This window comes from Halosimplex yunnanense (assembly GCF_054504345.1).
Genome location: NZ_JBTJEL010000023.1, coordinates 1 through 15,956 on the forward strand (window position 1 = coordinate 1; position 15,956 = coordinate 15,956).

A 15,956-nucleotide genomic window follows, 5' to 3' on the forward strand; every position below is an offset into this window, starting at 1 on the left:
GTGTAAAGGTTTCGCGCCTGCTGCGCCCCGTAGGGCCCGGAATCTTGTCTCAGATTCCGTCTCCAGGCTCTTGCTCTCACAACCTGTACCGATTATCGGCACGGTGGGCCGTTACCCCACCGTCTACCTAATCGGCCGCAGTCACATCCTACAGCGCCGGAACGTTTGAGACTCTCGGCACTCCAACCTGAGAGTCCTATTCAGGATTAGCCTCAGTTTCCCGAGGTTATCCCGATCTGTAGGGCAGTTTGACCACGTGTTACTGAGCTATTTGCCACGGGTCTGAACCCGTGCGACTAGCATGGCTAAGTCGAACTCCGATAGCAATGGCCTCCGGCAGGATCAACCGGAATGTTCCCAGCTCGAGGCTGGGATCTGGCGGAGACACGCTATCAACGTGTGTGCACACGAATGAACGTGTGCGATGTCTGGTCCGTCAGTCGGTAACACCGCGACGGTCGTTCCGATCGGGTATCACCGAACTGTCAAGGCTCACATCAGATCCCATCTGTACGGCGGACCGCAGGGGTGGAATCCTCATGGGTCGGGAAGACGGTGCGGCGTCGGCCGCGTCCCGTCTTCCCTCGTGCGGATATCATTGTAGTGGGTTACCCCACTTAATGGTTCCGAAGTCCGGACCCGGCGTGCGTCGGAATCGCACGACGTCGGCGGTGTGGCAGTTATCGCCACACCGGCCTTAAGTGCGATCCGGGCAGCCGGGCCTGAGCTTCGTCACCGCGTGGTCGGGAGCAGCGGACCACGGGACGCCCCCGCTTCCACTGCCCTCGAACGGATATAATCGTAGAGGGCTACCAATATTAAACGTTGCGAAAATAGGCCACCCTTGTGAGTGGAAACCACACGAAGGCGGAGTGATGGCTCAATACCGCGGTAGTGAGTTTAAATGCTTTCGACTTACCTGCGTGGTGTGAAGGTACAGCATCCTAGTGCCTTCGTCTGAAGCAGCTGCGCAACGTCGCAGATCCGTACCAGCTCGGATTTGGCGGCCAGCTCCCCAATACGGAAAGTGAGCCAGTAATGAAACGAACAGCCTCGAGGATCGCCTCCTAGTCGCTTTGTGCTTCTCGCGCGCATGCGCGCGGCCCGTTATACTACCGCCCCGAAGGTCACTACCAGAACCCCCGATCCAGAAAACCGCTAAAATCATCAGATATATTTTTATTTAGTCAAACACCCACATATATTATCATTTATTTCGAGTGCGACGGTTATGATCCCACTTCCGCCCGTATTGCGAGTTTTCAGCACATATAGCCGCTCAAAGTAAATCACGGGCCTATTGAATCATTAACCTCTTTGAAGCATAGATTTTTCCACTATTTGTACACGAATCGAGATTATTTGATTTGATTTCGGCCTGAAGGCCCACAATCTTTCCCTATATCACGATATTAGTGCCCATATAGTTACATTCATAATCAAACCCGCAGCTGCACATCTACTAACAAACATATTATTATTGTATTCTTATGATTGTGCGATATAAAGAGTGACTACGACCCTGCTCAACCCCAGCGAACGAGACACACCCTTCCCGATCAAGTAGGAGAGTGGTATTGAGAGCGGTCCGCGTTGAGATTACGGCGCCGCGGATCAGTTCGTCAACCGGTCACGGATCGGTTCGAAGTGCCCGAGTCCGATGACGGCCACGACGTCGCCACGAGCCCGCAGGTCCCGGAGTCGGTCGGCCATGTGCGCTTCCCGCGTCTCCGAACGGAGGCGCGAAGCCGGCGGGGACTCGAGGGCGTCGAGGACAGCCGTCGCAGTCCGGATCTGTCGGTTTTCGTCTTCGACCTGCCGCTGGGGGGAGTCGCTGTGAGCTACCTCGTGGCTGGTCGGGTCGCCGACGGCGATCCGGAGACCAGTATGGTTCGTCAGGGTCGCCGCGGCGCGGCACGCGAGCGTGGTCTTCCCCACGGACGCCACGCCGCGGACCGAACGCATCGCCGTTTCCAGTGATGCGCGCTCGCCGACGAGCGTCCGGGCGAGGCGGCGACAGAAAGACGCGGACGGACCGTCGATTCCCACTGTGGTGTCCGTCTCCGCCGCCTGGATCGCAGCGGCCATCTCGCCGCCGAACGCCGGCGGCGTCCGCTCGTCAGAAGCGTAGGCCTCGTAGAGCGGGACGGCGAGCGGTGGGAGTTCGACCGCGAGGACTGCCGGTGCCTCGCGCTCGACGATGTGGCGGACGCGGTAGACGCTCGCAGGGTGGTCGTGAACGACGCCGACGAGCGTCACTGATCCGTGACCGCTCTCGTCGCCGTAGGTCTCGACGTACTCGGACTCGAGTCGGGGGTCGGTTGGTGGTTCGTCTGGCATACTCTCAGATCCGCCGTCGGTAACGTCGGCGTACTCTCGGAAAGACTGAGGTATGAATGTTGCGCTCACTCCGCGATCACCGCTCCGTATCAGATCTCGATCAGATACGCACGGCAGATCCGGTCGACCCCGCCATCTCCCGGCGCCTCCCGGCTGATATCGACAGAAAGGTGCGCGATCAGCGCCGCGATCGAGTGACTCGACAGCTGCGGACGACAGCTGCGGTCGGCAAGCGACCTGCTCTCGGAACGAGAGCGAGCACGCGGGTAGCGGTCGAGACGCTGGCAGATCCACGGGAGTAATGCGGCGTTATTCGGCCATTCAGGAGATAGCGCGCCGTTATCTGGGATATCCGCTTTATTACAATGATGCGCCGGCGAGTATCCATCGGTGAGAACGCATGTTCAGTATGCTCACGATAGCCGGCCGCCCGTCCGGTGTAGCCAGCGCACTGACCGCAGTCCCCCTGCAGTTCTTCTCGGGGGACTTCCTCACGCTCGCGATCGCGTTTTTCGTCCTCGCGATCGTGGCCGCGCTGCTCGGCGCGCGTGGCGTCGCAGGGTTGAGCATGGAGATCGCCAAGTGGCTCGTGCTCATCTTCCTCGTACTCGCGGTCGTCTCGCTGGTGTTGTGACCAGCGAGCGACCGTCGACGGACCGGCCGGCGAGCGCGGCGACCCGAAACGGGACTACTCGCAACGACGGCGGCCGCCGCTCACTCGATGCCTCGGCAGACGGTTCGCCGCCGAAACGACGCCAGATGGTAGTTCGTGACGAGGATGGAGTAGGCTACCGTCGCGACAGCGATGAACGCGACGAGCCACAGGTTCGTTCCGTGTGCGACGGCGTTGAGTGACTGTGCCGCGCCGACGAGGAGCGGTCCAAATGTAAAAAGGCCCGTCCGGATCGGAAACGCGCGGCACATCTCCTCGAAAGTAGGTCGGTCTCGGGTCGCCATTAAGACCGGCTTTCTAATCGACGGTTATAGCTTCTTTGGTCGGACCGATCCGATCACAGCCGCGGCGACTGCTCCTGGACGGTCGTCGCGAGTTTGTCGAGTTCGCTCCCGAGCAACACGAGCGCGTCGTCGAGCGTCACGATCCCCTGCAGGTCCCCCTCGTCGTCGACGACCGGAAGCCGGCGGATCCCCTCGTCGCGCATCAACTGGAGCGTCTCGAAGATGTCCGTCGAGGCGTCGACGGAGATCAGGTCGTCGTCGATCAGCTCTTCGGCCGGCATCTCCGCGACGTTGGGGTTGTCCTCCAGCGCGAGGGCGATCGTCCGGTCGGTAAGGACACCGACCGGCTTGTCGTCCTCGACGACCACGACCGACCCGACGTCGTGGTCCACCATCTTGCCGACCGCAGTGCTGACCGACGTATCCCGCTCGACGGTCACGACGTTCTCCGCGACGACGTCGTCGACCGACACCGGTCTGAGCAGCGACCGACCGCGCGAGCGCTGCATCCCGGCTCGCGGCGGCCGGCTTCCGGCCTGCATGCCGCCCGCTGCGCCGGGTTGGGGCGCGTGCTGGGACTGCTGTGGTCGTGCGGTCGGTACGCCTCCGCTCGTCGGCATCCCCTGCTGGCCCATCGGCGGCTGGGGCTGTCCCTGCGCCGTTCGGTGCTGCGGTGTCGGCGAGGGGTTCGCCCGGGGCGGTTGCCCCTGTTGCGGCCGCCCCTGGGGCTGGCCAGTCCCCTGCTGACCCATCGGTGGCTGGGGCTGTCCCTGTGACGGCTGGGACTGTGTCGGCTGTCCCTGGGGTGGTCGTCCCTGCGGCGGCTGGGGCTGCTGTCCCGGCGGCTGCCCCTGCGAGTGCCGGGGCGGTTGCTGACCGGTGCCTCGCTGCTGTCGTGCCCGCGGGTCAGACGGGTCTCCCTGATTCGGTGTCATAGTGAGTGAGTCGGCGCGGACGCTCCGCTCGTCGGCCGACGAGCGAACGTTCGCTCCACCGGTCAATAAACTTTGTCGGGCACCCGATTTCGCCGCGAACGCGCCGGAACCGCGACGGCGCTCTCGACGGCGAAACCCCGGGACGGAGACAGGTCACGACCCTGCCAGGGGAGTCGCTTATACACCTCGATCGCGTACGGAGGGCGACCCCCTCGACGGCGCCGCTGGCGCGGTCGACGACCGGGTCAGACCACCGTGGGATCGAGAAACATGAGCACCCACAACGACACCGTCAGATCCGTCGCACCGTCCTACCCAGACGCCGAGCCGGTCGGCCCCCATCTCGTCATCGACAAGACCGAGTGGGTCCCCGGCCGCCACCCCGAATCGCACCGCGGCCACACTGGCCAGCGCGGCTACCGGGAGTCGTTCTACCGCTGCGTCGTCTGCGGCGCGGAGCGCCTCTCGAAAGGGGACCTCCCCGAGGAGTGTTCCGGGCCCGGCTAACCGCTCGCACGCCGTACTGGGCCGCCCCAGCTTGCCCGCACAGCGCCGCCGCTCGACGACACGACGCCAGCCGTCGCGGAGCGGTTGCAACGGTCGGGAACGTCGCAATCTCGCGCGCTCGGCGGGTAATCGCGGTGAAACCGCTCGAATCGTCACCCGTTTTTAAGCGCCAGCGCCGGTAACTGCCCGTGTCAGCGCATCACACGGCTGGCGATCACTCATGAGTTCCGACGACACCGACACGGCGGAGAACGAGCACAGCGATTCGGACGAGGGATCCGCCGACGGAGGCGGGTCGAGCGGCCAGCCCCGGGACCCCGAGACCGGGCAGTTCCTGTCGAAGGACGAACGCGGCGAGACGGACGCCGAAAGCGACGACGAAGCGTCCACGGACGCCGAGTCGCCGGCCGAGGCGGAATCGGAGACGGACGCCGAGACCGCCGCCGACACGAGAGCCGAGACGGCAGAGACAAAGAGAGGCGAAACAGACACGGGGGAACCGACACGGACGGAACGGGCGAGCGAGCGCGCTGAGGCGTCCGACGCCGACTCGCTCGCCGACCGCGCGGCCGGCCACTGGTCCGCGAGGCGGGACGGCGAGACGGACCCGGCGCGCGTCCCCGACTCCCGGGAGCGAGCCGAGGGCGGCCGGTCGACCACGGCGAACGGTCCCTCCCGGAAGCCGCAGTCGCCCGCTCCGGACACTGCCGATCGGCAACCGGGTGGTCAACCGCGGCAAACACCGGGAACGCCGGGATCCGAACCACGCGCTCCGGGCACATCGGCCGGCCCCCTACCGGGTCCGAGCGGCGGATCCGTCCCTCCGGACCCCGACCAGCAGCCCCACGGGACGCCGTCGACCGCCCCGCACCAAACTCCGGGGTCCGGGTCACAGCAGCCGCCGAACCGCACCTCACCGGCACAGACACCCCGGAATCGACCGGCCGAGCAGCCGCAGTCTCGCACGCGGGATCGGCCGACAGCCGGGACACCGCCGGGCGGCCCATCTGGCGGGACTCCACCCGAGAGACGGGCTCCGGAGCGAGCGCCTCACGGTCCCGGAAGCCGGAACGCGGCCGGGCAGCTGGACGCGCCCGGAGCTGGAACCGCGAACGCTCCACAGCCGACGGGTGCGAGCGACCGACGCGAGTGGCCGCTCGCGCTCGACCTCGTTCCGATGCAGATTCAGGGGAACGGACAGCCGGTCGGTCCGGCGTCGGATCCCACGGTCGAGACCGGTCAGCGACGGCAGCGCCCGCCGGAGCGGATGCCGGCGGACTCGGCCGGGCAGACGCCACCGGGTGCAGCCAGCCGGACGCCCGGTTCGACCGATCGGGTACCTCCCACGGAGCCCGGCCAGCAGACACGACCGCCCGCAAACACGGGCGGACAGGCGGGCCAGCCGGGGAACGTGACCCAGCAGCCGCGACAGCCCGGAAGGGGTGTCCCGACGTCTCAGCCTCGAATCGAGGGGCAGCAGCCGTCCCGCGGCCCGGCCCCGACGCCGGGTTCACCCACGGATCCCGACCGGCGACAGGGGCCGGACCGCCGGTCGAGATGACGGTCGAGCGGCCGAACTGACCGGCGACCGGCGGTCGCACGCGTAGCCTCTAAGTGTCCGTTTTCGCTAGAGAGGGGCAATGACGGACTCCGACGCGGCCGACGGCGCGGGTGGGACGGGCTGTTCCTGCAAGATCGGCCGAAACGTCCGGCGTTACGGGCTCGGCGCCTTCGACCGGACGCTGACGGACCGCCGGCGCGACGGCGCGAGCCTGCGCGACCTGGAGACCGTCGTCAACGAGGCGATCCTGCGGGCCGCGCTCCGGGAGGCCGACGCGGACGTGATCGGCGACGTGTCGAGCGTCTACGAGGGGCTGACCGGCGACGACGCCAGCGCCGGCGAGCGCGCCGAACTCCGCGACCGACTCGATCGTGCCGGGGTCGACGTCGACGCCCTCGAGGAGGACTTCGTCTCCTACCAGACCGTCCGCACGCACTTCCGCGAGTGTCTCGACCACGATACCGACCGCCGGACGCCGCTGTCGGTCGAGGACGCCCGCGGCACCGTCGAGTGGGCGCGCTCGCGCAGCGAGGGCATCGTCGAGCGGACGCTCGACCGGCTGGCCGACACCGACGGGTTCACCGCGGGCGAGCTCACGACCTCCCACGTCGTCCGGGTGACCTGCGAGGACTGCGGGGCGACCTTCCCGGTCGACGAGTTCGTCGACCGCGGCGGCTGTGACTGCCCGGCCGCGACCGGCGAATCCGTGTGAGAAGGGGCGAGACAGCCGGCGGCAGTAGTGATAGCCCGGCGCTTCAGGTGTCGACCTCGTGGCGCATCCGCGGCGACACCTCGTGGTCGCGGCGGTGGATCTTGTGGTACAGCGCGTTCGTGATGACCGTCTCGTGGGCGCGGCGGAGCCGCTCGGAGAGCGCCTGGTGGGAGACGTCGAAGTACTCGGCCAGCTCCTCCTGGTTGACCGTCCGCGGGACGTCGTAGTACCCCGCTTCGTAGGCGCTACAGAGCGTCTCGTACTGGCGCTCGGTGAGCCCGAGGTGGCCGTACTCGGCGGCCTCCGAGAGGCGGTTGATCCGTTCGAGCGAGAGGTCGATCCCGTACTCCGCGCAGAACTCGTCGGTCTCCGAGACGGCGTCGTGCTCGGGGAAGAAGATCTGCAGGTGCCAAGTGCCGTCGTGACCGGAGGCGTCGAGGATGGTCGCGTTCTCCTCCGCGATGATGGAGACGAGGACGCGCACGCGGGTCGCCCATTCGACCCGGAACAGCGACTCGCCGTCGAAGTCGGCGAGCGCGTCGACGTCCTCCGTCGTCGGGTCGTTCACCAGCGCGTCGTGCAGCCGCTCGGTGTCCTCACAGCCCGCCCAGAGGAACGGCATCACGTGCTCGGCCCCGTGTGCGACCAGTCGGACCATTCGTACCTCCGCGCCCGGGACGCTCTCGAGCGTCTCCGCGAGCGCGAACTGCTCGGCCGGGACGGTCGCCTCGACGATCGTACTCATCGGATACACCTTCGCCCCCGTCGTCAAAAGAACGTGCCGCCTACGTGTTTCGATCGCCGGTAATCGGGGGAATTCGACCCGCTCGCGGCTCCGTCGGTGACGCCGCCCGCGCCGGCGACCGTGATAAGCCCGGCTTAACAGTGATACCAGCGTGAAGCGAGATCCCGATCATCCCGTCCAGCAGGAACGCGAGCGAACGGGAGAAGAGCAGTCAAGTCGGGAGCGGCTCAGGCGATGGCCTCGGTCGTCCGGACGCGCGCGAAGCGCTCGGGCAGCGCCTGTGCGTCCTCGGGGAGGAGCGCGACCACGAGGTACGGCGCGTAGTCGGCGAAGTACTCCACCAGGTCGGCGATGCGCTCGGCGTCGATGGCCTCCAGCGAGTCCAGCAGGACGAACGGCACCTCCTCGTGGACATCGTGGACGAGGTAGCCCGACAGCGCGACGACGAGGCCGATGACCTCCCGCTCGGACTCCGAGAGGTGCGCGACGGTGTCGTCGTAGACCGACCCCGCCGGCGTCGACCGCACGACGTGCAGGTCGAACGTGCTCTCCGGCGCCACCTCGTCGGCGGCCGCGTCGGTCTTGCGCTCGATCCACACCCGCTCGACGTTCTCGTACCCGAGCAGGCCGAGCACCGTCTCCATGTGGTCGTTGAACGTCTCGACGGCCGCCCGCTCGACGTCCGCGATCCGCGAGCGCAGGGCCGCCAGTTCGTCCCGGTGGGCGTCGATCTCCGACTCCAGCCGGTCCCGGCGGTCGCGCTCGGCCTGGGCGGCCTCGATCTCCGCTTCCAGCGCGTCGATCGACTCGTCGATCTGTCCGCGCTCGTACTCCAGTTCCGAGAGGCGCTGGTACCGGTCGAGCAGGTCGCTGTCGCGCAGGTCGTCGGAGTCGGCGGCCTCCTGCTCCAGTTCCTCGATCCGCTCGCGCAACTCCTCGGCGCGCGACTCCAGGTCCTCGACGCGGGACTCCCGGCGCTCGATCTCGGCGTCGATGTCGTCCAGTTGCTCCGACAGCGACTCCTGCTCCTGGACGTCCTCGCGCAGGTCGGCGACGTACTCGCGCTGCTCGCCGATCTCGGTCCGGAGTTCGTTGCGCTCGCGCCGCTTCTCGTCGACGACCTCGCGGAGGTCGTCGACCCGTTCCTCGATGGCCGCCCGCTCGACCGTCGTCCCGCAGGTCCAGCAGTCGACGGTCTCGGCGGTCGGGTCCAGCGCTGCGACGACGTCGTCGTCGCCGCCGTCGCCGGGCAGGGCGTCGCTGGACTCGTCGGCGAGTTCCTCGTTGAACTCGACGATCGAGACGAGGTTGTTGACGGTGTTCTCGAGGGCGCGACGGCGCTGCTGGAGCGCGTCGAGTTCCTCGGTCGCCTCGTCGAGTTCGGCCCGCGGCGCGTCGACCGCCTCCAGCTTCCCGGCGACCGTCTCGCGCTCGTCTTCCAGCGACTCGATCGACGTGCGCTGGGTGTCGAGGCGGTCGCGGACGGCCTCGTACTCCTCGCGGGCCTCCCGGAGGTCCTCGACGACCTGCTCGGCGTCCTCGGCGTCGCTCGCGTCGAACTCCTCGGCGTCGATGGCCGCCTCGATCGACTCGATGCTGTCGCGGACCGCCTCGCGCTCCTCGCGGCGGGCCTCCAGGCGCTCGCGGAGGTCGGGCAGCCGCTCGGCCTCGCGGTCGGCCTCGGTCAGCTCCTCGGAGAGGGTACGCACCTCGCGCTGGCGGCGGTCGATCTCCGCGCGGATCTCCGCGGTGTCGATCGGGTCCATCACGACCTCCCGGAGGGCGTCGCCGTCGCCCCGCTCGACCGCCTGCCGCGCCGGGTTCGTGGCGAGCAGGCAGCTGTAGAGGTCGACGAGCGACTCGTCGTCGGTGTAGGGCTCGCCGCTCGCGGCGACGGCCCCGTTCGTCCGCTGCAGCTGGCGGGTGTAGGTCTCCTCGCCGATAGCGAGTTCGACCGACCCCTCGTCGGCGTCGGCCTTGAGTTCGCCGGCGCTGCCGCCCAGCGCCGCGGCGATCGATCGCAGCAGCGACGTGCGGTTCGTCGCGTTCCGCCCCGTGAGCACCGTCACCCCGGGGTCGAGCGTCACCTCCTCGCGGTCGATTCCCCCGAGGCTCCTGACGGAGACGGTCACGGGCTCGTCGAACGTCGTCATCTCTACAGTCCGGTGTGTCAGACGACACTTCAAGCTTTGGACCCGCTTACCGGGAGTACCGCGCGCTTACCGCTACGTTCGCCGACAGAACGGCGGCGGCCGAAGGCGGCGGAGCGATCAGGCGTCCGGCGCGATGGACAGGACGCGACCGGTGACGCCCGACTGCAGTTTCACCTTGATCCCGCCGGGATGGGTCCGATCGTCGGTGACGATGGTCCTGATATCACCGACGATCGGGTCGCTGTCGTTGTTCGGCTGGTCCTGGACGACCTCAACGGTCATGCCGCGCTGGAGATCGTCGCGGCTCGGTCGTTCGCTGGACACAGGCGTACGTCCCCGCAGTGAGGCAAAAGTCCACGCCCGTCGTTAGCCGGGCAGCGGGACAGCGACAGGGCCGTCCGACTCGGGGCGGGCGCGGGGACCGTGGCGACTGCAAGCCCGCGCTATATCCCCCGAGCGCCCGAAACTGGGGGACGAATGGATATCGCGGAGGCAGTCACGACCGAGTATCGCGAGTTCGATCCCGATACGACGGTGTCGAAGCTTCTGGGGGCGTTCCAGACCCACCGCGACCCCGGGCTGCTGATCGGCTCCGGCGACGGGATCGAGGGGGTCGTCACGCGGGATATGCTGATCCGGTCACAGCACGACCCCGACCAGAAGGCGAAGTCGGTCATGCGCGACGACGTGCCGCACATCGACCGCGGCGACGACATCCGGGAGGTCGCCGGTCGGATGGTCGAGAGCGAGTTCACTATCCTCCCCGTCTACGACGGCGACGACTTCGCCGGCGTCGTCACTAACGAGAGCGTCGCCGCGGCGACCGAGGAGTTCCTCGACGCGGTCGACGTGAGCGACGTGTACAGCCGCGACCTGCGCTCGGTCGGGCCGGAGACGACCCTCGGCGAGGTGATCCACCAGCTCCGTACGAACGGTATTTCGCGCGTGCCCGTCATCGACGACGACGGCGACGCCGTCGGGATGATCAGCACCTTCGACCTGCTGGAGTTCACGATCCGCGAGACGAAGCAGGAACAGGGCGGCAACGCCCAGGGCTGGGGCGAGGGGACCGCCTCGGGGGACACCTCGAAGTCCAGCGGCGGGTTCGGCGAACGCGCGGGCGTCGAGGCCCGACTGCTCGACCTGCCCGCCCGGGACGTGATGAACTCCCCCGTCGCGACGACCGGCCCGACGACCGGCCTCGGCGAGGCCGTCCACGAGATGCTCGACGACGACTACTCCTCGCTGGTGGTCGAGATCCCCTCGGAGGGCATCGACGGCATCGTCACGCTGACCGACGTGCTCCGGTCGCTCACCTGGACGCCCGACGAGGACGACGGTGCCCGCCTGCAGGTCTTCGGCGCGCGCTACCTCACCAGCATGACCCGCGAGCAGGTCGCCGACATCATCGAGGCGGTCGAAGGGAAGTACGACGAGATGGACGTCATCGAGGCGTACGTCGTCCTGCACAAGCACAAGGAGCGCCAGCGCGGCTCGCCGCTCATCCAGGCGACGATCCGGCTGTTCACCGACCGCGGCCGCTTCGCCGGCACCGGCGAGGAGTACGGCGACGCGCCGGCCATCCGCGCCGCGCGGGACAACCTCGAACGCACCGTACTGGACGACAAGAGCCGGACGATGGAGTCGCGCCGCGGCCAGCGCTCCGCCGAGGACGCCGAGCGGCTCCTCGGCTGGTGGCTCGAAACCTGACCGGAACAACCGTTACTGCACGAGGTGATACCAATGGACACTACTTCCAAGATGCGGGGGCTGCACCCCAACGGCGAGATGAATCTGATCGGCTACATGATCGCGGGGATCATCTTCCTCGGGATGTTACCCCTGGTCCCGTTCTTCCTCCTGTGGCTCCTGTTCGACCGGCTCACCAGTAGCGGCGAGCCACACAGCTACTGAGCCGACAACCCGGCCGCCGCTTCGGGACGGCGACGGCTCACTCCTCGTCGGCGATCTCCGCCGCGACCCGCAGGTCCCGTTCGAGCATCGGCTGGAGGTCGTCGACGTAGAACGTCGCCGCGGGGTGGTAGGTCGGCAGGACGAGCCGGCCGTCGACCTCGTAGGTCTCGTCGCGCAGGTCCTTGATCGGCTCGTCGGTGTCGAGCAGCGCGCCGCTGGCCACCGAACCGAGCGTCACGACCACCGCCGGGTCGACGCGGTCGAGCTCCGCGTCCAGCAGCGGTTTCCACGCCCGCCGCTCGTCGGCGGTCGGGTCGCGGTTCTCCGGCGGCCGCACCTTCACGAGGTTCGTGACGTAGACCTCCTCGCGGTCGATCCCCGTCGTCTCGAAGAGGCTGTCGAGTCGCCTGCCGGCCTGCCCGACGAACGGTTCGCCCTCCTCGACTTCCGTCGCGCCGGGCGCCTCGCCGACGACGGCGATCGCGGCGTCGGCCGGCCCGACGCCGGGGACGAACCGCGACCGGTCGAAAAACGCCTCGGGGACCGCCTCGAGCTCCTCGGCGTACAGTTCCTCGAAGTCGAACTCGGCCATGCGCCCGATTGGGCGCGGACGGCAAACGGACTTTCGCCGGCAGGCTCCGTACCGGCGGCGTCCGCCGGGGACAGACCTTTCCGAATCGTCGGCCAAACGTGATCGATGCCAGACGACGGCGATTCGTACGACCCGGATCCGGAGCGCGTCCAGCAGAGCGCGATCGACCGTCGCCACGAGCGGACGGAGATCGTCGAGGACGAACTCGGCCGCGTCGGCGACATGCTCGGGGAAGCGAAGTACCCGACGACGTCGGAGGAGCTCGCCGTCGAGTACGGCGACCAGCAGATCGATCTCGGCAACGAGACGGAGTCGCTCGGGTCGGTCTTCGACCGGCTCGTCGACGAGCGCTTCGAGTCCGCCGAGGAGGCCCGGGAGGCGATCTACCACGAGCTGTCCGGGCAGGCCGCCGGCCCGGAGGAGTACAACGAGGGGCGACCGCTCGACCCCATCGACGACGACGAGCGCGACGGCGGGACCCGACGCACCGAGTCCGAAGGCGGAACGCAGGATCCCGACCACGACCTCGACGACGACCCCCGTCCGGAGTGAGCGCTCGTGGCCGACCGCGTGACCGAGGAGGACGTCGGCAAACCGGTCGTCCACGACGGCGAGCGGGTCGGAAAAGTCGTCGCCTACGAGAACGAGACCCCCTTCGTCGACCCCAACCCCGGGATCGCCGAGACGGTCGCGGCGAAGCTCGGCGTCGAGGACCACGGAGCGGAGGCGTTCCCGCTCCACACCGAGACCGTCGCCGACGTCGACGAAGAAGCGATCCGGCTGCGAGTCGACCTGTAGGGTTCCGGCGGCGCCACTACCGCCGCTCGCGCCGCCGGATCGACCGATCGGAGGTCGCGTCGGACGGGCGCTCCCCGTCAGCCGCGTCGCCGTCGTACCCGTCGATCACTTCCCCTCGGGTTCCTCGACGGTCTCGCGCTCCTGCAGGACGACGGGGCGGTTCTCGTCGACGACGCCCTCGTCGTCGCGGTACAGCGCCGCGAGCTCCTTCCCTTCGAACTCCTCGCGGAATTCGTCCCAGGAGATCTCCTTGAGGTCCTCGTCGCGGTCGCGGAAGCCGACGCGGAGCAGCCCGTGGTCGGGCTCGTCCTCGCTCCCGGGGACGTGCGCCGGGTACCCGTTGCGCTCCTCGATGAGGGTACGCGCGAGCGTCGGATCAGTCGTGTGCCGGACCTCCGACTCGTCGGGCTCGTCGGACACCATACTCGTACTGTCGGGCGACACGCACTTAGGCCCACGGCCGCTCGCGTCGGAGCGGCCGCGACCTGGCGGCGAGCGGCGGCTGACCTTGCAGAGCCACCGTGAAACTTGATGGGCGGACCCCCCGTAGCGAGCCACTGGATCACCATGGATCAGATACAGGAGTCCCCCTCTAGCCAGCAGTCTACCCAGTCGATGAGCGGCACACAGCAAAACGGTATGCAGCGCTCGTCGGCCAGCGGGCAGTACGGCGCGACCGGGCCGGTCGGGCAGGTCTTCGCGACGCGCAATTACCTCTCGGAGGGCGTCCGGACGGCGAGCATCAGCGCCCTCACCCAGTGTCTGGCGGATCTGACGGCGATCAACATGCAGCTGAAGACCGCCCACTGGAACGTGAAGGGGCCTAACTTCTACCAGCTCCACGAGCTCTTCGAGGACCTGAGCGAGACGCTCGAACCGGCCATCGACGAGGTCGCCGAGCGCGTCAGCGCGCTGGGCGGGCGCCCCCCGGGGACGGTCCACGAGGTCGCCCAGACCACGGCGGTCGCGCCCTTCCCGCGCGACGCCTTCGAGGGGCTGGCGCTGGTCGGCGCGCTCGCCGACCGGATGGCGACGCTCGACGCGAACCTCGCCCAGCAGATCGAGATGGCCGACCAGCAGGGCGACCCCGACACGGCCGACCTGCTCAACGAGGTGTCCCGCGAAGTCTCGAAGTCGCTGTGGTTCCTCGAAGCGCACCTCCAGAACGCGCCCGTCGGCAGCGCGAACCGGCAGTGACCGCGCCGGCCCGCGAGGTCGCCCGTCTGACCGGATTCACAGCCCGATGAACCGCGAAACGGTCGGAACAAACTTCACCAGAGCGAACGTGTCACGGATACATGGTGAACAGCCAGACGGACCAGTCCGATCAGACGTCGATCGTCCACCGGGAGTTCGACACCGAACAGGACGACCCGGCGAGCGCCATCGCGGAAGCGGTGGCCGAGATGGAGGGCTGTGAGTCCACCGACCTCGCGACGATGTACGAGCGCGTCGACCACGTGATCGACCACCTGTTCTCGACCCCGCCCGCCCCGGAAGCCCAGATCCAGGTCGAGTTCTCCTACGAGGGCTACCGGATCACGGTCGACCAGGACGGCGACGCCCGGTTCGTCCGGGTCGAGTGAGCGCGGTTCCCGACCGATCTCGTGGCCTGACGGCGCGGTTTGCCGGGACCAGAGTTTTCCACCAGCGGGCCCAACTGGGAGTATGAGCGGAAGAGGCGAGACGCCCGACGAGGAATCGGACCAGGAAGCCACCGAGGAAGCCACGTCGCTGTCGTTCGGCCAGACGCTCTACGACGAGAACGGCAATCCCGTCGGCTCGATCCGCGGCATGGAGGAGAGCGGCGTGTTCGTCACGACCCGCGACGGCGTCGAGGGCCTCAGCGTCGAGCACGCCCGCTCGGGCCACTCCTTCGGCGAGGCCGAACTCATGTGGCGCTGCACCGAGTGCGGCGAGATGGGCGAGATCGACGACGGACTCCCCGAGGAGTGCCCCAACTGTGGCACCACGAAGGAGAACCTGATGTACTGGACGGAGGACTGAGAGCGGACCGCCGATATCTCGACCGCGAGAAGTGAGAGCGACCGCCGTCGGGTCGCCGTTCGACTGCGCCCTCCGCGTTCGCGCCGATAGCGGTGGCGAGGGCGTCTGCCGATCACTGGCTCGTTGCGCCCGTCGATCCTCGTCGACCGCTGGGATCGTCCGCTAGCGGCCCGAACCGGGTGGACCCTGTCGGGGATCGCCCGGCTGTTGCTGCATCTGCTGTTGCTGGGCGATCTGTCCGCCGGTCCCCATCGGCGCGCCCGGGGGCGCTCCCCGACCGCGCTCTGTCGCGCCCATCTGCTGGCCGCCGGTGCCGACCATCTCGTCCGGCAGCACGAACTTCAGTTCGGTGACCGGGACGAACCCTGTCGCCCGTCGCTCCTCCGCTTCCTCGTCCTCGTCTTCTTCGGAGCGCATCTCGCGACGCTGGTCCTGATAGAGGAGCACGCCGGAATCGACCGCTTCGAAGTCGCTACACTGGATCGTGGTTCCGTCCTTACAGACAACTTGCATCGTGAAACACCACCGGCAGTTCGACACCTGCTCCAATAAGTATCGGCGAACTATCACAGGCGGACCCGGCGGGTACCGTGCGATTACCGGCGATTCCGCCCGCAGTTCCGGATCTGTCCGCCCGGCTCCGCCCAGCGGCCGCGCTCGAACTGGACGTCCGCGAACCGGTCGGAGAAGGGTCGACGACGGACGGTGGGCGGGCAGCGCGGTAGTCACGACGCG

The 15,956-nt window shown here is 67.8% G+C and carries 19 protein-coding genes and 1 rRNA gene; 10 read left to right on the forward strand and 10 right to left on the reverse strand.

What is annotated here, in order from left to right:
• Both AB2U09_RS00365 and AB2U09_RS00370 read right to left on the reverse strand, forming a co-directional pair.
• Positions 1-353, reverse strand: a 16S ribosomal RNA gene (locus AB2U09_RS00365); the annotation flags it as partial.
• Positions 354-1,614: 1,261 nt separating this feature from the next.
• Complete coding sequence (locus AB2U09_RS00370; RefSeq protein ID WP_459190703.1) at positions 1,615-2,340, reverse strand: TraB/GumN family protein; 726 nt, start codon at positions 2,338-2,340, stop codon at positions 1,615-1,617.
• A 409-nt stretch (positions 2,341-2,749) separates the two neighbouring features.
• Between AB2U09_RS00370 and AB2U09_RS00375 the strand changes: the two genes are divergently transcribed.
• The gene (locus AB2U09_RS00375) at positions 2,750-2,974 is read left to right on the forward strand and encodes a DUF1328 domain-containing protein (RefSeq protein WP_459190704.1); all 225 of its coding nucleotides are present in this window, start codon (positions 2,750-2,752) and stop codon (positions 2,972-2,974) included.
• Between the two features lie 80 nt (positions 2,975-3,054).
• Here AB2U09_RS00375 and AB2U09_RS00380 read toward each other — a convergent pair whose 3' ends face one another.
• A complete protein-coding gene (locus AB2U09_RS00380; protein WP_459190705.1) occupies positions 3,055-3,297 on the reverse strand; it encodes a hypothetical protein in 243 nt (80 codons plus the stop codon).
• 53 nt (positions 3,298-3,350) lie between these two features.
• Positions 3,351-4,049: a CBS domain-containing protein gene (locus AB2U09_RS00385; protein WP_459190706.1), complete on the reverse strand. Its 699-nt coding sequence runs from the start codon at positions 4,047-4,049 to the stop codon at positions 3,351-3,353.
• 453 nt (positions 4,050-4,502) lie between these two features.
• Between AB2U09_RS00385 and AB2U09_RS00390 the strand changes: the two genes are divergently transcribed.
• Together AB2U09_RS00390 and rdfA are read left to right on the forward strand one after the other, a co-directional pair.
• Positions 4,503-4,739 carry a hypothetical protein gene (locus AB2U09_RS00390; protein ID WP_459190707.1) on the forward strand — a complete coding sequence of 79 codons (237 nt, stop codon included), beginning with the start codon at positions 4,503-4,505 and terminating at the stop codon, positions 4,737-4,739.
• 1,640 nt (positions 4,740-6,379) lie between these two features.
• Positions 6,380-7,012: a rod-determining factor RdfA gene (rdfA, locus tag AB2U09_RS00395; protein WP_459190708.1), complete on the forward strand. Its 633-nt coding sequence runs from the start codon at positions 6,380-6,382 to the stop codon at positions 7,010-7,012.
• A 43-nt stretch (positions 7,013-7,055) separates the two neighbouring features.
• Here the strand turns inward: rdfA and AB2U09_RS00400 are convergent, their stop codons facing one another.
• The 3 genes from AB2U09_RS00400 to AB2U09_RS00410 all read right to left on the reverse strand — a co-directional run bounded on the left by AB2U09_RS00400 (position 7,056) and on the right by AB2U09_RS00410 (position 10,234).
• A complete protein-coding gene (locus AB2U09_RS00400; protein ID WP_459190709.1) occupies positions 7,056-7,757 on the reverse strand; it encodes a helix-turn-helix domain-containing protein in 702 nt (233 codons plus the stop codon).
• Positions 7,758-7,984: 227 nt separating this feature from the next.
• Positions 7,985-9,910 (reverse strand): archaea-specific SMC-related protein, encoded by a 1,926-nt coding sequence (locus AB2U09_RS00405; protein WP_459190710.1) that lies wholly within the window; start codon positions 9,908-9,910, stop codon positions 7,985-7,987.
• A gap of 117 nt (positions 9,911-10,027) precedes the next feature.
• A complete protein-coding gene (locus AB2U09_RS00410; RefSeq protein ID WP_459190711.1) occupies positions 10,028-10,234 on the reverse strand; it encodes a DUF2196 domain-containing protein in 207 nt (68 codons plus the stop codon).
• Positions 10,235-10,387: 153 nt separating this feature from the next.
• On the opposite strand from AB2U09_RS00410, the gene AB2U09_RS00415 reads away from it, so the two are divergent.
• A complete protein-coding gene (locus AB2U09_RS00415; protein WP_459190712.1) occupies positions 10,388-11,620 on the forward strand; it encodes a CBS domain-containing protein in 1,233 nt (410 codons plus the stop codon).
• 33 nt (positions 11,621-11,653) lie between these two features.
• Positions 11,654-11,824, forward strand: a complete 171-nt coding sequence (locus tag AB2U09_RS00420) for a DUF7535 family protein (RefSeq protein WP_459190713.1) — start codon at positions 11,654-11,656, stop codon at positions 11,822-11,824.
• A gap of 37 nt (positions 11,825-11,861) precedes the next feature.
• Here the strand turns inward: AB2U09_RS00420 and AB2U09_RS00425 are convergent, their stop codons facing one another.
• Positions 11,862-12,416 (reverse strand): uracil-DNA glycosylase, encoded by a 555-nt coding sequence (locus tag AB2U09_RS00425; RefSeq protein WP_459190714.1) that lies wholly within the window; start codon positions 12,414-12,416, stop codon positions 11,862-11,864.
• A 105-nt stretch (positions 12,417-12,521) separates the two neighbouring features.
• Here AB2U09_RS00425 and AB2U09_RS00430 point away from each other — a divergent pair, with 105 nt between their 5' ends.
• Complete coding sequence (locus AB2U09_RS00430; protein ID WP_459190715.1) at positions 12,522-12,968, forward strand: DUF5789 family protein; 447 nt, start codon at positions 12,522-12,524, stop codon at positions 12,966-12,968.
• Positions 12,969-12,974: 6 nt separating this feature from the next.
• On the forward strand, positions 12,975-13,214 hold the full coding sequence (locus tag AB2U09_RS00435) for a DUF8593 domain-containing protein (protein WP_459190716.1): 240 nt from the start codon (positions 12,975-12,977) through the stop codon (positions 13,212-13,214).
• 105 nt (positions 13,215-13,319) lie between these two features.
• On the opposite strand, the gene AB2U09_RS00440 is transcribed toward AB2U09_RS00435, so the two are convergent.
• Positions 13,320-13,637: a hypothetical protein gene (locus tag AB2U09_RS00440; RefSeq protein ID WP_459190717.1), complete on the reverse strand. Its 318-nt coding sequence runs from the start codon at positions 13,635-13,637 to the stop codon at positions 13,320-13,322.
• A gap of 144 nt (positions 13,638-13,781) precedes the next feature.
• Here AB2U09_RS00440 and dps point away from each other — a divergent pair, with 144 nt between their 5' ends.
• The 3 genes from dps (at position 13,782) to AB2U09_RS00455 (ending at position 15,221) form a co-directional block, all read left to right on the forward strand.
• On the forward strand, positions 13,782-14,411 hold the full coding sequence (dps, locus tag AB2U09_RS00445; RefSeq protein ID WP_459190718.1) for a DNA starvation/stationary phase protection protein Dps: 630 nt from the start codon (positions 13,782-13,784) through the stop codon (positions 14,409-14,411).
• A gap of 101 nt (positions 14,412-14,512) precedes the next feature.
• Positions 14,513-14,800 (forward strand): HalOD1 output domain-containing protein, encoded by a 288-nt coding sequence (locus tag AB2U09_RS00450; protein WP_459190719.1) that lies wholly within the window; start codon positions 14,513-14,515, stop codon positions 14,798-14,800.
• Positions 14,801-14,882: 82 nt separating this feature from the next.
• The gene (locus tag AB2U09_RS00455; RefSeq protein ID WP_459190720.1) at positions 14,883-15,221 is read left to right on the forward strand and encodes a TFIIB-type zinc ribbon-containing protein; all 339 of its coding nucleotides are present in this window, start codon (positions 14,883-14,885) and stop codon (positions 15,219-15,221) included.
• A 162-nt stretch (positions 15,222-15,383) separates the two neighbouring features.
• On the opposite strand, the gene AB2U09_RS00460 is transcribed toward AB2U09_RS00455, so the two are convergent.
• Complete coding sequence (locus AB2U09_RS00460; protein ID WP_459190721.1) at positions 15,384-15,734, reverse strand: hypothetical protein; 351 nt, start codon at positions 15,732-15,734, stop codon at positions 15,384-15,386.
• Positions 15,735-15,956: the final 222 nt, after the last annotated feature.

What these genes read in the sequence shown, in the direction of transcription:
- AB2U09_RS00460 (WP_459190721.1), bottom strand. Translation starts at nt 15,734, where the DNA reads ATGCAAGTTGTCTGTAAGGACGGAACCACGATCCAGTGTAGCGACTTC.
- AB2U09_RS00430 (WP_459190715.1), top strand. Translation starts at nt 12,522, where the DNA reads ATGCCAGACGACGGCGATTCGTACGACCCGGATCCGGAGCGCGTCCAG.
- AB2U09_RS00405 (WP_459190710.1), bottom strand. Translation starts at nt 9,910, where the DNA reads ATGACGACGTTCGACGAGCCCGTGACCGTCTCCGTCAGGAGCCTCGGG.
- AB2U09_RS00455 (WP_459190720.1), top strand. Translation starts at nt 14,883, where the DNA reads ATGAGCGGAAGAGGCGAGACGCCCGACGAGGAATCGGACCAGGAAGCC.
- dps (WP_459190718.1), top strand. Translation starts at nt 13,782, where the DNA reads ATGGATCAGATACAGGAGTCCCCCTCTAGCCAGCAGTCTACCCAGTCG.
- AB2U09_RS00420 (WP_459190713.1), top strand. Translation starts at nt 11,654, where the DNA reads ATGGACACTACTTCCAAGATGCGGGGGCTGCACCCCAACGGCGAGATG.
- AB2U09_RS00375 (WP_459190704.1), top strand. Translation starts at nt 2,750, where the DNA reads ATGCTCACGATAGCCGGCCGCCCGTCCGGTGTAGCCAGCGCACTGACC.
- AB2U09_RS00450 (WP_459190719.1), top strand. Translation starts at nt 14,513, where the DNA reads ATGGTGAACAGCCAGACGGACCAGTCCGATCAGACGTCGATCGTCCAC.
- AB2U09_RS00425 (WP_459190714.1), bottom strand. Translation starts at nt 12,416, where the DNA reads ATGGCCGAGTTCGACTTCGAGGAACTGTACGCCGAGGAGCTCGAGGCG.
- AB2U09_RS00400 (WP_459190709.1), bottom strand. Translation starts at nt 7,757, where the DNA reads ATGAGTACGATCGTCGAGGCGACCGTCCCGGCCGAGCAGTTCGCGCTC.
- AB2U09_RS00390 (WP_459190707.1), top strand. Translation starts at nt 4,503, where the DNA reads ATGAGCACCCACAACGACACCGTCAGATCCGTCGCACCGTCCTACCCA.
- rdfA (WP_459190708.1), top strand. Translation starts at nt 6,380, where the DNA reads ATGACGGACTCCGACGCGGCCGACGGCGCGGGTGGGACGGGCTGTTCC.
- AB2U09_RS00440 (WP_459190717.1), bottom strand. Translation starts at nt 13,637, where the DNA reads ATGGTGTCCGACGAGCCCGACGAGTCGGAGGTCCGGCACACGACTGAT.
- AB2U09_RS00415 (WP_459190712.1), top strand. Translation starts at nt 10,388, where the DNA reads ATGGATATCGCGGAGGCAGTCACGACCGAGTATCGCGAGTTCGATCCC.
- AB2U09_RS00370 (WP_459190703.1), bottom strand. Translation starts at nt 2,340, where the DNA reads ATGCCAGACGAACCACCAACCGACCCCCGACTCGAGTCCGAGTACGTC.
- AB2U09_RS00380 (WP_459190705.1), bottom strand. Translation starts at nt 3,297, where the DNA reads ATGGCGACCCGAGACCGACCTACTTTCGAGGAGATGTGCCGCGCGTTT.
- AB2U09_RS00385 (WP_459190706.1), bottom strand. Translation starts at nt 4,049, where the DNA reads ATGGGTCAGCAGGGGACTGGCCAGCCCCAGGGGCGGCCGCAACAGGGG.